Raw genomic sequence first — 13,611 nt, 5'->3', positions numbered from 1 at the left:
TGCTTCAAACAGGTAGGTAAGACATGGGTGTTAGTCAGAACCGCCGAATTTCTCGCGATTGGCAGATCGGTTTCGAAATCGAAGTCGTGCTTGATGATCTTGCCGATCTTCGCTTCTCTGATAGTGAGGGGATGGACATCGCCACAGCTAGCTACTGCAAAAGGGTGGCCGACATCCTTCGCAGGGCTACCGGACACAAATGGACAGCACCTCGAACAAAGCCGCGCTCGAACGGCTTCTATGTGGTCCCCGAGGCGTTGTTGCAGAACTCTGGTCTTTGAGGATTCACAACGCGAATCCATACGGTTAGACGGACCGCATGAGCAAGCCACTCCCTGCCCGCTACCGCACAACGAACTGGTCCAGCTACATGGCCTCTCCGCGCAAGCGAGGATCACTGCTGATCTGGCTGGACAAGGACATGACCTGGTTTGCGCCGCATGACGGCGGCCCCGGTCGGCCTGCGGTGTTTTCCGACGCAGCGATCCAGTTCTGCCTGACGATCAAGGTCCTGTTCAAGCTGCCGCTCCGGCAAACGACCGGGATGGTGGCCAGCCTGCTGAAGATGGCGGACCTGGACTGGGCGGTGCCTGACTACTCCACCTTGTGCCGACGCCAGAAGACACTGGCCGTCCAGATCCCGTATCGTCGCGCCGATGGCCCCCTGAACCTGCTGGCGGACAGCACCGGCATCAAGTTCCTCGGTGATGGCGAATGGCAGGCACGCAAGCACGGCGTTCAGGGCCGACGCCAATGGCGCAAGGTCCATCTGGCCATGGACACCGCCACGTCTGACATTCGAGCGGTGGAGTTTACCTCCAGCAGCGACGGCGACAGTCCGGTCTTGCCAGACCTGCTGGACCAGATCCCAAAGGGCGAAGACATCGGCACGGTGACCGCCGACGGAGCCTATGATACGCGCCGCTGTCACACCGCCATCATTGACCGCGAGGCCACGGCGCTCATTCCGATCCGCAAGAACTGCCGGCCCTGGAGAGAGGACTGCCCGGCCGCGATCGCCCGAAACGAAACCCTGCGTGCCACTCGATACTACGGCCGGGCGTTCTGGAAACGCTGGACCGGGTACCATGTCCGAAGCCGGATCGAAGCAAAGATGGGGTGCCTGAAGGCCTTCGGCGAACGCATCGCCGCAAGAGACCCGGACCGCCAGACCGCCGAAATCCAGATCCGCATCGCAGTAATGAACCGCTTCTCGGCTCTCGGAACGGCCGAAATCGTTCGCGCAAGCTGATGCCGTAGGGGAAAGGGGATATCGTGCCGCACGCGTGAGTTACGCAACAACGCCAAGCGGCGACGTGAGTATTGGCATTCAAACCAAGCTGTATTCTTCCCCGGCGAGCAACAAAGCGGTTCAGGAAGCGCATGCAGGAAAAATCCACTATGGTTTAGATAAGGCTGCGGTACTCAGCAGCGCAGGCTTCACGGCGAGTGCAACTGATCTAGCGAAGTCTACTGGGGTCATCTTGCTGAGCCAGTACGACATCCCCATGTCCAAGAAAATTCCTCTAGGCGAGCCCGATCATCCCCTCGCGGGCTGGAAGTGATGCGGTTTAATCAACACCATCAGGCTCGAGGCAACGAACTAGCACTGGGAGCCGTGGTGCTAGTTCCCGCCATAGCCTTTCGCGCCGTGGGAAACACATTCGAAATTTGCCTGTCTAAGTTGGCAGCCCCCCCGAACTAGCGGAAGTCTCATTCGGCATTGGCTTGGACCAGTCCTTGTCTCCAAGAACAAATCGCGCCCATTTCAACATTACAGGACGCCGTCTATCCAGCAGGTCAGACCTAGCGTAGGCGCGCTCGGTCTTACCCCCAATCTTGTGAGAAAGAATTGTTTCGGCTACGTCGTACGGCGCCGCATCATTGTCCTGAACCCAAGTTCGGAAGCTGGTTCGAAAACCATGCGGCTTACCCTCATGCCCGTTATCTCTGAGGAACTTCGAAAGGGACGCATCCGTCAGCGGGGTACCACGGTAGCCAGGGAAAACCCATTCTCCACCTAGCTCCCTTCGCCGCTTGATGATCTCCAGAGCTGGCGGAGAGAGTGGAACTCGGAAGTCCATCACTTCTTCAAGCCGTCCTTTCATTTTCTCTGCCGGCACCGTCCAGATATCGGCCGTGAATTCATCGAAACGCGCCTGTCGACAGCCGCCAGCCCTCACAAGCGTTAGGATCATGAACTGTAGGCACGAGGCCGATGCACCCCTACCTTCCAACCAAGCGTAGAGTTCTGGAATGTATTCCCACGGCGTAGCTTCGATGGACGTGGTTTTGTGTTGGGCATGCCCGAGCATGCTCTGCGCCGCATCGATCGTGAACTTATCGCACTCATAGCCGCGAAGTCGTCCATCCTGGAATATCTTACCCAAGCGCTGAATCGCCTTCTCCGCGGTTGGGTGCTGGGACTCCCAGATGGGTTTTAGAGCGTCGCGTACATCTCTCTGAGTAATTGTCGAAACGGGCTTTCGGCCAATCTTGGGAAAAATGTGCTTCTCTAGAGGCGACATCCAGCGTGCTGATGCCCCATCCTTTCGCAGGCTGCGCTTGTAGACATCAAAGAACTCTGAGGCGAGCTCTTCCAGCGTGGGATCTTTGCGCTCCAATTCAGCTCGAATGGCAGCTTTTTGGGAGTTCCGTTCGGAGATTGGATCTTTCCCCTGGCTCAAGATCAATGCCCAACGATCACGCTCGTTGCGGGCATCCGCCAACCCGACCGTTGGCCATGTACCGAAACCCATTTCACGGCGCTTCCCCGCAAAGGAATATCGCCAAATCCACTTGCCGCCGTTGCCTTTCTTTTCCAATCTCAGGCCTTTGCCGTCAGACAGGACGCCGTCGCCTGCCTTCTTTATTGCGATCGCGGTCAGTCCCATGCTTGAACCCCTGACATTTGAAACCTGGCCCACCAGCTAGCCCACCATCATGTGTTGGAATTGCATTAGGCAGAGTTGGTCAGGTTTGATCTTTTTTGTTTAAATGCCAAATACATACAGGAAACCAGGTGTGCAAGCCTGTTCTCGGATGAGCGACGATTGCCATACATACGGTGCCTCTCAACCGCACCACTCTTCCTTCTTCGGCAAGGTCGTCCAGTCTTTTGCAGCTCAGATGCCCTTGGGGCGTCGAGGAAAATCGCAGTCGTACCGGCGCGGCCCGTGAAGCCATCTGGCGGTCGCTGACGGTTTGGCCCAAGATAGCCCTGTTCCAAAGGGCAAGGCCCGAAACCGGATGATGCGCGATGCAGGCGCGCCTGCCCTGCGTGCCCGGGCTCGCACCACCTGCCCCCGTTTGCCAAGGACATCCTATGAACCCGCTGAAACAACGCCTGCTGAACGGCGAATTCGTCACGGCCGCTTGGGCCGAACTGGGCAACCCCGACGTGGCCGAGATCATGGTGCGCCACGGCTGGCCGACGATCCTGATCGACGGCGAACACGGGGTCGGCGACCTTGAAACCTGGGTGGCCGTCGCACGCGCGGTCGAGGCCGCTGGCGGCGAGGTTATCCTGCGCGTCCCAGACGGTCTGGACACGACCCTGAAGCGGGTGCTGGACCGCGGGTTCCGGTCGCTGGTCGTGCCGATGGTCAACAGCGCCGAACAGGCTACCGCCATCGCGCGATCCTGTCTTTATCCCGGGCGGGGCGGGTCCGGACAAGGTGGGCGGGGCTACGCGGCCTCGATCGTGCGCGCATCGCATTTCGGCGCGCGCCCCGGCTATGCGCGCGAGTTGGCGCATGAGGATCTGCTGCTGTTCGTCCAGTGCGAACACCCCGACAGCATCGCCTCGCTGGAAGCGATCGCCGCGACGCCCGGCGTGGACGGGATCTTCCTTGGTCCGAACGACCTGTCGGCGGCCCTCGGCCATCTGGAGGACATGACGCATCCGGTCCCGCAAGCCGCCTTCGCCGAGGTCGAGGCGATCTGCGCGAAGGTGGGCACGCTGCTGGCCACCGTTCCCGGCGGAGGGCGCGGATGGGCGGACCTGCGCGAGCGCGGCTACCACCTGGTCGCGGGCGTCAACGACGTGTCGCTGCTGGCCGGGGCCGCCAGGCAGGCGCTGGCAGAGCGTGATGCGGCGCTCGGCAAGTCCTGACGGCCGGGGGCGGCGGCTAGGGCCGCATCTGGCTGACGACCGCGCCGAACCGTTCCAGGAAGTCCTCCTGCTCGGCGCTTTCGACCCAGCGCGGATTGCGCTGGCGCGCCACGGCGAGGGCCTCGGCGGGGGGCAAACCGCGCCAGATCAGCTGGGCGACCAGCGCGGTGCCAGTGCGCCCCTTGCCGGCGTGGCAGTGGTGGACAACAGCCTGCCCGGCTTCGAGCCGCCGCTCGACCTCTCGGCAGATCATGATCATCTGCTCGACGCTGGGCGGCATGCGGTCGGGAACCGGGACGTAAAGCGAGGCCATGCCCTGCGATTCGATCGCTTGCACATCTGGCTCCCATTCCTCCGTCAGGGTCACGAGCAGGCGTGCGCCGACCCGCGCGAGCGCCGCGAGGTCACGCTCCATCGGCGCTCCGAGACCGGGGCGCGCCGCACCGCCGAGCAGGCCGGGAACCAGCCAGAAGAACCCCGTCGGCCCGAAATAGTCGGACATGACCCGCTCGGGCCGGATATCGTCAAACATTTCGGCAATCACGTTCGAGCGTCCCCCAGCATTCCGTCGGGCCTCCTCAGGCTGCGCCTGTGCGCGGGGGCTCGTCAAGCCGTCCCGGCACCAGCCTTGACCGTGCAGCGAGTACAGAAGATTTCCCCCGTCCGCAGGTAGTGACGGACCGTCTCGCCTGCCTGCACCTCTTCCTGACAGCCGTCGCAGAGCGTTGCGACCGTCATGACCTCGTCGGTGTAAAGCGGCTTCGTCACCTCCCTGCCCTCGATCCACTGGCCGCGCATGGCCGATTTCACGATCTCGCGGCGGAAGGTTTCATGGAGCGCGGCCCAGCGGCGCATCAGCCGGGGCGCGATCCCGTGCCGTTCGACGACGGCGAAGAACATCCGTTCGCGGTAGTCGAAGAGTTCGTCCGAGATGATCATCCAGTGATGGGAGTTGAAGGGCCTTTCCCCGAAGTAGAGCCGCTGCCCGGTGAACAGGTCCGCCAGGAAGGCATACTGTTTTTCGATCAGCCGCGCCTTCGTCACCTTGCGGAAGAACGGCTCAAGCCGGGGGTCTTCGAAGACCTGAGTGTAGAAATCCTGGAGGATCTCCGTCAGCTTGTCACCATTGCCCAGCGCCGACCAGAGCTCCGCGTCCGGCTGGATTGCATCGATCTTGCCCGCATCGCGCGGCCGGTAGGGGGTGTGGCTTTCGAACGGGTCCGAGAACAGGTCCTCCAGCGCCGCGCCTTGGCGCAGGGCGGCGATGCGGCCCGCCTCGACCATGTCCGGCGCGCCGCAAAGATAGATGATGTTTCCCTCAAGCTCGGCTTCCACGGGGATCGCGCGGGTGATCGTCGCGACTGGATCGCCGCCGGTCACGACGTAGTCGACGCTGAAATTCCCGTGCTCAGCCGCCATGCGGTCGAGGTCCGCGCAAAGGTAAAGATCCTCGGGCCGCCGCGCGCCATGGACCAGGTGTATCGGCGCCTGATGGCCCGCGCGCAGCGCGCCCCGCACCAGCGCGGCCAGCATCCCCACGCCGCTTCCACTGGCGATCAGCAGCAGCGGGCGGTCCGCTTGCCCCCTGTAGTAGCAATCGCCCGTGGGCCCGACGAGCTCGATCGTCGCGCCGACATCCAGCCCATTGATCAGCCAGTCGCTGACCGCTCCGTCCGGATAATGGCGCACATGCAGTTCCAGGTAGTAGTCGTCGGGGCAGCTCGCGATGGAGTAGCTGCGCGCCCGCGTCCCGTCGCGGCGGACCGTGACGAACTGGCCGGGAAGCCAGTCCAGAACGCTGTGCGTCTCCAGCACGATCTTGTGGATGTTCGGCCCCAGTTGGGTCTTTTCCACGATATCGGCCTGCACCACGCATTTCGACGGGTCGGGAAGACGCGCCACGACCGCCTGTGGGTTCTTCATCATGCAGGGAAGAAAGAAGTTCTGATCCTGCAGGGTCTGGGGCAGGCGCGAACGCGCCTCGGGGCCGGGATCGCCGGACGTCGCCTCCATCATGCAGGACCGGCAGGTCCCCTTGCGGCAGGAAAAGGTGACGTTCGCGCCGCCCGCAAGCATGGCCTCCAACCCCGTCTGGCCGGGCGCGACCTCGTAGCGCCTTCCATCGAATGAAATCCAGTTGTCAGCGATGAATTGGCCTGGGTGCTCAGATCCGTCCATTGAAATTCCTTCGGGCGGAACCCTTCGGAGCGAGGGGCCTGCCGCTGTCTTGAAAAATACCGTGCAAAGATGACGCTCGATCCGAGCGTCGATAGATGCGCGAACAGTCGGGGCGGAATGCGCCAGCTGAGGGGCGTGCCGGTGACGGAAATATGACGATTTCGCATGGCGCCCCGATCAGGCGTTGATCGCGCAACATTCGCCCAGCGGCGCGGAAGATTTCGTCAGCTTTCGGCCTCAATCCCGCCGCATTGCCGGGGCAGTTTGCCCACCAACGGGTGAAGCGAGTCTTTCGCGATCGCCATGACAGAACGACATGAGGTGCAACGCCACGCGCGGACCTTCTGGTGCGGCGATCATTACGACGCCGCGGCGGTCCGGATTTCAAGGCAACTGCACCACATAATAAGGGCACATAGTTTTTCTGAGTGAAGATTTTGGACAAGCACGGACGCAAGTCGGCGCTGTCGATGACGATGCAGCCACAGAACATTTCGCTGCGCCACAAGACAGGCTGATGTCCGAACACCCTGAGTATCGGTGCGCTGGTTCCGGTTTTTGTACGAGTTTTTCGCGCGGCTTTTGGCCGGCGCTTTTCTTCAAATCTGAGCAAACGCAAATAAGGATATCCCATGTCTCTCGATAAAGCCCTCTCTGACGCAATGAACGGCGTTCCGGAATGTGTTGCCGGCGCCTACATCGACATCGAGTCCGGCCTTCTGCTGAGCGTCAAGACCCTCGATTCCCACCCTCAGGCCGTGCTCGACATGGTTGCGGCGGCGACCGCCGACATGTTCCAGGGGCCGAACGTGCTGCAAATCGAAAAGCACTTCCGGGGCTCGCGCGGCCAGAAGGACGCGGGCAACCATTATTTCAACGAATTCCTGGTCTTCAGCGACAACCTGATCCACGTCTTCCTGCGCACCAAGAAATACCCCAACCATGTCATCAGCTTCGTTTGCCGCAAGAGCGCGAACATCGGCATGGTGCTCGCCAAGAGCCGCCTGACCGTCGACACGCTGGCGGAAGCGGTCTGACACTTTCGCCGGATCTCGATAACGACGGGTGCCCTTTTTCGGGGGCACCCGCATAATGTGGGGCAATAAGCGCAAATGTCTTTGCGAAGCCTATTCATGGACCGGGTGAAGCGGGACCGGAACGCCAAACTCAAGGGGAACGGCGGCCTCGGGACCGGAGCCACGCCGCAGGAACGCCACGCCGCCATCGTTCAGGCGATCGCCGAGATCGACAAGGCGCGCAGGATCCGGCTGTCCAGCCAGGATTGCCGCGCGCTGCTTGACGTTTGTAGCCGCCGGCTCTTCCGCGCGGAAATTCAGGCGCCCGGCACTGCGCCCGAGGTCATCGATGCCGCCAAGGTCGCCCTTGGCCCCGGCCGCGATGCCGTGATCGCGCGCCTGAACGCCGCAATGTCGGAACTTTGCGCACGCAGTGACGGGCTGGTACTGGAATACCAATCCTTCGAGAAGCCGAGAGACCTCACCGTGGGCGTCCCGCACGAATTGCTCGGCTACGATGCCGAAGCGGCCATCGAAAGCCTGTGGGAGACGTCTTTCCCCCGGGACGAGAACGCGAACGCGCCATCGGGGGATACGCCCGCCTCCGACGTTCTCCAACTCCGCTCGCCCCTTCCGTCGCAGACGGGCGCCGCCTCGCTCAAACCTTTCGAGTTCCTCGAAGGTTGCAGGCCGTTCGCCGACAGCGTCTCCTACTTCTCTGAGCCGGAGCAGGAGGGCTACGGGGGCGGCTTGCTTGATGACATCGCGGGGGATCGTCATGATCTGCCGACACTTGCCGCCTGGTATGACACGGTCACGGGGCAACTGGGCAATGACCTTTATGTCATCGCCATCCCCGCGGACAAGGACGAGCCCTCCGTCGCCTTCGCCCTCAATCACGCCCATGGGGCGGGTGTGCGGTTCCGGCGCGTCAACTTCGGCCACGTCGCCCGGTTGATCACCGGATCGGGCTAAGGCCCCGATGTCCGAACCCGCGCTGTCGATCCGGAACCTCGACATCCGCGCCGCGGGCCGGCCGGTTTTGACGAATGTCGATTTCGACCTCGTCAGCCCGGGGATGACGGCGTTGATGGGGCCGATGGGCAGCGGCAAGTCGACCTTCCTGAAATGCATCGCCCGCCCCGGCGCGACAGACGGGCTCGAGATGCGCTGGGAAAGGGCGCGTTATCGGGACGGCGCGCTGGACGACAGCCGCCATCCCCGGCTCATCGGCCAGAAACCGCGACAGGACGCGCGCGCCGCGCCCTCCTCCGGCCAGCTTCTGGACGAACGGATCGGGGAAATATCGGACGCCTGCCGCGACAACACCGACACGCTGTGCATCGATGAGCCAACAGCGAGCCTCCGCAGGGAAGACGGGAACGAACTGATGCGCTTCCTGTGCGAGGAGGCCCGGCGGCGCTCGATCCTCGTCGTGTCGCACAACACGGACGAGGTGCGCAGCTATTGCGACCGGGTCGCTCTGATCGGCGGCGGCCGGATGCTGGAGCATTGTTCCTGCGCGGATTTCTTCGCGCCCGCGCCCGGCAGCCATGTCGAGTGGTTTCTCAGGACCGGCGGCCTGAATCTGCCGAGCGCGGGCACACCCTGGCGCATGCTGTCGCCGGAACTCAGGCCGCTGCCGCCGATCTTCGATCCCACCCCGGCGGCCAAGGGCGGCGGGCGAACCTGGATCATCCGGGACGCGCTGGAACTGCGCACGGGGGACGGGGCGACCGGGCGGCCGGATGAGGGCGCGCCCCGAAACATCCTGAGGGTCTCCGTCGGGCGCCTGAACACCTCCTTGACCGGGACGAATGAGCTCGCGGCGAAGGTGCCCTGGATCAGCGATCACACCCGCCCGGACCAGGACACGCAGGCAATCCTCGAAATCTGCCAGCGGATCGATCGCGCCCTCCGGGACGGGGTCCTGGTCCGGCTTGAACCGGACGACAACCTCATCGGGACGGCGGCGATCCTCGGGTCCTTCCTGGTCCTGCGCGGGGCAGGCCCGGGCGATGCCACGATCCTTGCCATGGCGAAACTGCCCGAGCTTCATTTCGGCATGCGGATGGAACAGCTTTTCTGGGATATGGACAGCGTCTTTGCAGGCGCTGGCCTGCCCGAGATGGTCGCCTGAACCCAGGCCCTCCGCAGCGCGGCCGAGATCGGGCGCCGCCTCAGGCGCCCGCGCGCGCGAGGGAGGACAAGCGTTCCACGGCGCCTGGCACATCCGACAGGCTGTCCACCAGCGCATCGGGCCTCAGGTCCGCCAGCGGGACGCGCGCGTAGCCCCAGGTCGCGGCGATGACCGGAAGCTTCGCGGCTTGTGCGGCAGCAACGTCGACTTCTGAATCGCCGACCATGATCGCGGGATGCTTGCTCAGATCCTGCCCCGTCAGGCACCGCAGCAGATGCGCCGGGTCAGGCTTGGCAACGCCGAACGTGTCGGGTCCGGCCACCAGCGCGAAGGCGGGCAGAAGGCCCAGGTCCTGAAGCAATCCGCGCGCGCTCGCCTCCAGCTTGTTGGTGCAAACGACAAGCCGCCAGCCGGCAAGCCGCAACTCGGTCAGGGCTTCGGCCGCGCCGGGATAGGGCGTGCTCTTGCGGGACAGGAACTGCGTATAGTGCTTCAGGAAGCGCTGAACCGCCTGGGTCAGATCCAGCCCCTCAAGCCTCTCGCCCCTGTCCTCAAGACCCTTGCGGACAAGCTCCGCAACGCCGTGTCCGATCAGACGCCGGGCGTGATCGAGGCCCAGCGCCTTGTGCCCCCGCTCCTCCAACAGGGTGTCGAGCGCATCGGCAAGGTCGGGCGCGCTGTCCACCAGCGTGCCGTCAAGGTCGAAGATCACGGTTCCGCGTAGGCCCTCAGGCATGGATCGCTCCTTCCCGCGCGGCCATGACGGCCTCATGCAGCGCCTCTGACAGGGTGGGATGCGGGAAGACCACGCTGGCGAGTTGCTCGGAGGTCGCGCCGAGCGTCACCGCGATGGTCATCCCGTGGATCAGTTCGCTGGCCTCCGCGCCGATGATCTGCGCCCCGATCAGCCGGTCGCTCGCCGCGTCGAACACGCATTTCACGAGGCCGTCAGGCTCACCCAGCACCAGCGCCTTGCCGTTGCCGCGCAGCGAGAAACGCCCGATGCGCACGGCGGTACCCTGTTCCTGCGCCTGCTCCTCGGTCAGGCCGACCGAGGCGATCTGGGGGCTGGCATAGATGCACCCGGGGATTGGGCCATGGCCGCGCGGCGCCCGGCCTGCGATCGCCTCGACACAGGCGATCCCGTCATGTTCGGCCTTGTGCGCAAGCATCGGCGCGCCGGCCAGATCACCGATGGCGTAGAGGCCGGGCACATTCGTGCGCCCGGCCCCGTCGGTCTGCACCGCGCCGTGCGCAAGCACGACGCCGAGCGCCTCAAGCCCAAGGCCCGAGACGTTCGGAACCACCCCTGCCGCGCTGAGGAGCCGGTCGGCGGAAATCGCCGTGCCGTCGGAGAGGTGGGCGGTGAGGCTCTCCGCCTGCCGGTCCAGCCGGGCGACGGAAACACCAGTATGCAGCGCGATCCCGCGTTTCTGGAGCGCCTTGGCCATAAGGCCGGAGATCTCGGCGTCCTCCTGCGGCAGGATGCGCGCGGCGAGTTCCACGATCGTGACCTGCGCGCCCATCGCGGCGTAGATGGAGGCGAACTCCACTCCGATCGCGCCGGAACCGACGACGATCAGACGCTGCGGAACCGCCTGGGGACGGAGCGCCTGCATATAGGTCCAGACCAGGTGGCCATCGGGGTCGAGTCCTGGAAGACGACGTGGGCTTGCCCCCGTCGCAAGGATGATATGGGGCGCGGCGTAGGTGCCCGGTCCCAGCGCCCCGCGCGGCCCCGCGACCTCGGCGGCTGTCACTTCGACCCTGCCGCCGCCAGCCAGCCGCGCCGATCCCCAGATCAGATCGACGCCGTTTTTCTTCAGAAGGAACGCGATCCCCGCCGAAAGCTGGGTCGAAACCTCCTGGGCCCGCGCCACGAGCCTGACGGGGTCGATCGCGGGCGAGAGCGGGTGCAGGCCGAAGCGCGTGGCATGACCCGCCTCGCACAGAAGGTCCGTGCCCTTCAGCATGGCCTTGGTCGGGATGCAGCCCCAGTTGAGGCAGATGCCGCCGAGATGCGCCCGCTCGATCAGGCCGACCTTCAGGCCCAGTTGCGCCGCCCGGATCGCGGCGACATAGCCACCCGGGCCCGATCCGACGATCAGGACGTCATGCCCGCTCATGCTGCTTCCCCAAGCAGATCGCGCGCCTTGGCCGCGACGGCGACCGCCGTGATGCCGAAGTGCTGGTAGAGCACGCTGGCCGGGGCGGAGGCGCCGAAGCCGGTCATTCCGACGAAGGCGCCCTCAGAACCGATGACTTCGTCCCAGCCGAACCTCAGCGCGGCTTCCACCCCGACCCGGACACCGTCCCTTTGTCCGAGCACGGCGGCGCGATACGCGGCCGGCTGCGCGCGGAACAATTCGAAGGACGGCAGCGACACGACCGCCGCGCCAATGCCTGCGGCCTCGAGAAGCGCGCGTGCCTCATAGGCGATCTCCACCTCGGAGCCGGTCGCGATCAGCGTGACCCGGCGCGGCCCGCAGGCGGCCTCGGCCAGAACATAGCCGCCGCGCCGCGCCGCGTTTTCGACGCCGCCATCCAGGCGAAGCGTCGGCAGGTCCTGCCGCGACAGGACAATGGCGGTCGGCCCGTCCCGGCGGTCCAGCGCGATTTCCCAGGCTTCCGCCGCCTCCACGGCATCTGCGGGGCGCAGCGTCACCAGACCCGGCGTCGCACGCAGCATCGCCAGCGTCTCAACGGGCTGGTGGGTCGGACCATCCTCGCCCAGGCCGATCGAGTCATGCGTCAGCACATAGGTCACGGGAAGGCCCATCAGGCTTGAAAGCCGAAGCGCGGGATGCAGGTAGTCGGCGAAGACCAGGAAGGTCCCGGCGTAGGGGCGGTATCCGCCATGCAGCGCCATGCCGTTCATCACCGCCGCCATCCCGTGCTCGCGCACGCCGTAGTGGATGTAGCGTCCGCCGAAATTCTCCGCCGTCAGGGGTGCGGTCGCCTTGGTCAACGTGTTGACGGAGCCGGTCAGGTCGGCCGACCCGCCGATCATCTGCGGGATGGCCGGGGTCAGCACCTCAAGCGCGGCGCCGCTGGCCTTGCGGGTCGCCATCGCCCCCGGCTTGGACGACAGGGCCGCACGGTGGGCAGCCAGCGCCTGGCGCCAGCCTTCGGGATAGCGACCGGCATGATGGTCAAGGAAGTCCGCGCGCCGGGGTGATGCCGCAAGCCGCACCTCCCAGTCCTGCCGCGCTTCGGCCCCGCGACCGCCGGCGGCGGCCCAGAGCTCGCGCACCGGCAGCGGAATGTCGAAGGCGGCATGCGGCCAGCCAAGGGCCTCGCGCGCGGCCTGCAATTCCCCAGCCCCAAGCGGCGAGCCGTGGCATTTGGCGGTGCCCGCCTTGGAGGGCGCGCCATAGCCGATCCTGGTGCGGCAGGCGATCATCACCGGGCGGTCGGATTGCCGGGCCTGCTCCATCGCCTCTGCGATGCCTTCAGGGTCATGGCCATCGGCTTCAAGCGTCGCCCAGCCCGAAGCCTCGAACCGCTTGCGCTGATCTTCTGAGGTGGCGGCAGAGGTGCCGCCGTCGATGGTGATGCCGTTGTCATCCCAGAGCACGATCAGCTTTTTCAGCCGCAAATGCCCGGCCAGCGAGATCGCCTCCTGGCTGATCCCCTCCATCAGGCAGCCATCGCCCGCGATGACCCAGGTGTGGTGATCGACGATATCGGCACCGAAGCGCGCTCGGTCCATCTCCTCGGCCAGGGCCATGCCGACGGCGGTCGCGATCCCCTGCCCCAAGGGGCCGGTCGTCGTCTCGATCCCCTCTCCGTGACCGTATTCGGGGTGGCCGGCCGCGGGCGAACCCAGTTGCCGGAACCCCCGCAGCGCGTCGATCGGCCAGCCCGGCGTGCCGGTCAGGTGGAGCAGCGCGTAAAGCAGCATGGACCCGTGGCCTGCCGACAGCACAAAGCGGTCGCGATCGGCCCAGCGGGGGTGCGCCGCATCGTACTTCAGAAAGCGGGTGAACAGAACCGTCGCCACATCGGCCATGCCCATCGGCATGCCCGGATGGCCGGAGGCCGCGCGCTCGACAGCGTCGGCGGCCAGAAATCGGATCGCGTTCGCCATGTCGGCATGGCTTACCTGGGGCAGGTCACGCATGACCGGTCCTTCCCTTCGTTGGAGTGGCCGCACATGCACG

General features: G+C 65.0%; 13 protein-coding genes. 7 read left to right on the top strand and 6 right to left on the bottom strand.

All coding sequences use genetic code 11. The features are described from left to right. Positions 1 to 23: 23 nt before the first annotated feature. The 3 genes from OE647_RS08820 to OE647_RS08810 are packed head-to-tail and all read left to right on the top strand — an operon-like array spanning position 24 to position 1,565. A complete protein-coding gene (locus OE647_RS08820) occupies positions 24 to 281 on the top strand; it encodes a hypothetical protein (protein WP_263721361.1) in 258 nt (85 codons plus the stop codon). Between the two features lie 38 nt (positions 282 to 319). Continuing rightward, positions 320 to 1,252: an IS5 family transposase gene (locus tag OE647_RS08815; RefSeq protein WP_263721360.1), complete on the top strand. Its 933-nt coding sequence runs from the start codon at positions 320 to 322 to the stop codon at positions 1,250 to 1,252. Positions 1,253 to 1,286: 34 nt separating this feature from the next. Continuing rightward, a complete protein-coding gene (locus tag OE647_RS08810) occupies positions 1,287 to 1,565 on the top strand; it encodes a restriction endonuclease (protein ID WP_263721359.1) in 279 nt (92 codons plus the stop codon). Positions 1,566 to 1,679: 114 nt separating this feature from the next. On the opposite strand, the gene OE647_RS08805 is transcribed toward OE647_RS08810, so the two are convergent. After that, positions 1,680 to 2,894: a tyrosine-type recombinase/integrase gene (locus OE647_RS08805; protein WP_263721358.1), complete on the bottom strand. Its 1,215-nt coding sequence runs from the start codon at positions 2,892 to 2,894 to the stop codon at positions 1,680 to 1,682. Positions 2,895 to 3,325: 431 nt separating this feature from the next. Between OE647_RS08805 and OE647_RS08800 the strand changes: the two genes are divergently transcribed. Further along, positions 3,326 to 4,114: an HpcH/HpaI aldolase family protein gene (locus OE647_RS08800; protein ID WP_263721357.1), complete on the top strand. Its 789-nt coding sequence runs from the start codon at positions 3,326 to 3,328 to the stop codon at positions 4,112 to 4,114. A 16-nt stretch (positions 4,115 to 4,130) separates the two neighbouring features. Here OE647_RS08800 and OE647_RS08795 read toward each other — a convergent pair whose 3' ends face one another. Next, a complete protein-coding gene (locus tag OE647_RS08795) occupies positions 4,131 to 4,646 on the bottom strand; it encodes a protein-tyrosine phosphatase family protein (RefSeq protein WP_263721356.1) in 516 nt (171 codons plus the stop codon). A gap of 74 nt (positions 4,647 to 4,720) precedes the next feature. Next, positions 4,721 to 6,292 carry an FAD-binding oxidoreductase gene (locus OE647_RS08790; RefSeq protein WP_263721355.1) on the bottom strand — a complete coding sequence of 524 codons (1,572 nt, stop codon included), beginning with the start codon at positions 6,290 to 6,292 and terminating at the stop codon, positions 4,721 to 4,723. 632 nt (positions 6,293 to 6,924) lie between these two features. Between OE647_RS08790 and OE647_RS08785 the strand changes: the two genes are divergently transcribed. The 3 genes from OE647_RS08785 (at position 6,925) to OE647_RS08775 (ending at position 9,448) form a co-directional block, all read left to right on the top strand. After that, positions 6,925 to 7,329 (top strand): hypothetical protein, encoded by a 405-nt coding sequence (locus OE647_RS08785; protein ID WP_263721354.1) that lies wholly within the window; start codon positions 6,925 to 6,927, stop codon positions 7,327 to 7,329. Between the two features lie 96 nt (positions 7,330 to 7,425). Next, the gene (locus OE647_RS08780; RefSeq protein ID WP_263721353.1) at positions 7,426 to 8,283 is read left to right on the top strand and encodes a hypothetical protein; all 858 of its coding nucleotides are present in this window, start codon (positions 7,426 to 7,428) and stop codon (positions 8,281 to 8,283) included. A 7-nt stretch (positions 8,284 to 8,290) separates the two neighbouring features. Then, positions 8,291 to 9,448 carry an ATP-binding cassette domain-containing protein gene (locus tag OE647_RS08775; protein WP_263721352.1) on the top strand — a complete coding sequence of 386 codons (1,158 nt, stop codon included), beginning with the start codon at positions 8,291 to 8,293 and terminating at the stop codon, positions 9,446 to 9,448. A gap of 40 nt (positions 9,449 to 9,488) precedes the next feature. Here OE647_RS08775 and OE647_RS08770 read toward each other — a convergent pair whose 3' ends face one another. From OE647_RS08770 to tkt, 3 genes are read right to left on the bottom strand one after another with little or no spacing between them, the layout of a single operon-like run. After that, positions 9,489 to 10,184, bottom strand: coding sequence for an HAD-IA family hydrolase (locus OE647_RS08770; RefSeq protein WP_263721351.1), 696 nt, complete (start codon positions 10,182 to 10,184; stop codon positions 9,489 to 9,491). Beyond that, entirely contained in the window at positions 10,177 to 11,574 is a 1,398-nt protein-coding gene (gene lpdA / locus OE647_RS08765; RefSeq protein WP_263721350.1) for a dihydrolipoyl dehydrogenase, read from the bottom strand. The genes OE647_RS08770 and lpdA overlap by 8 nt, the downstream gene beginning before the upstream one ends. Further along, a complete protein-coding gene (gene tkt / locus OE647_RS08760) occupies positions 11,571 to 13,571 on the bottom strand; it encodes a transketolase (RefSeq protein ID WP_263721349.1) in 2,001 nt (666 codons plus the stop codon). The genes lpdA and tkt overlap by 4 nt, the downstream gene beginning before the upstream one ends. Positions 13,572 to 13,611: the final 40 nt, after the last annotated feature.

The organism is Albidovulum sediminicola (assembly GCF_025751575.1).
GTDB lineage: Bacteria > Pseudomonadota > Alphaproteobacteria > Rhodobacterales > Rhodobacteraceae > Albidovulum > Albidovulum sediminicola.
This window is presented reverse-complemented; position numbering and strand designations above follow the sequence as displayed.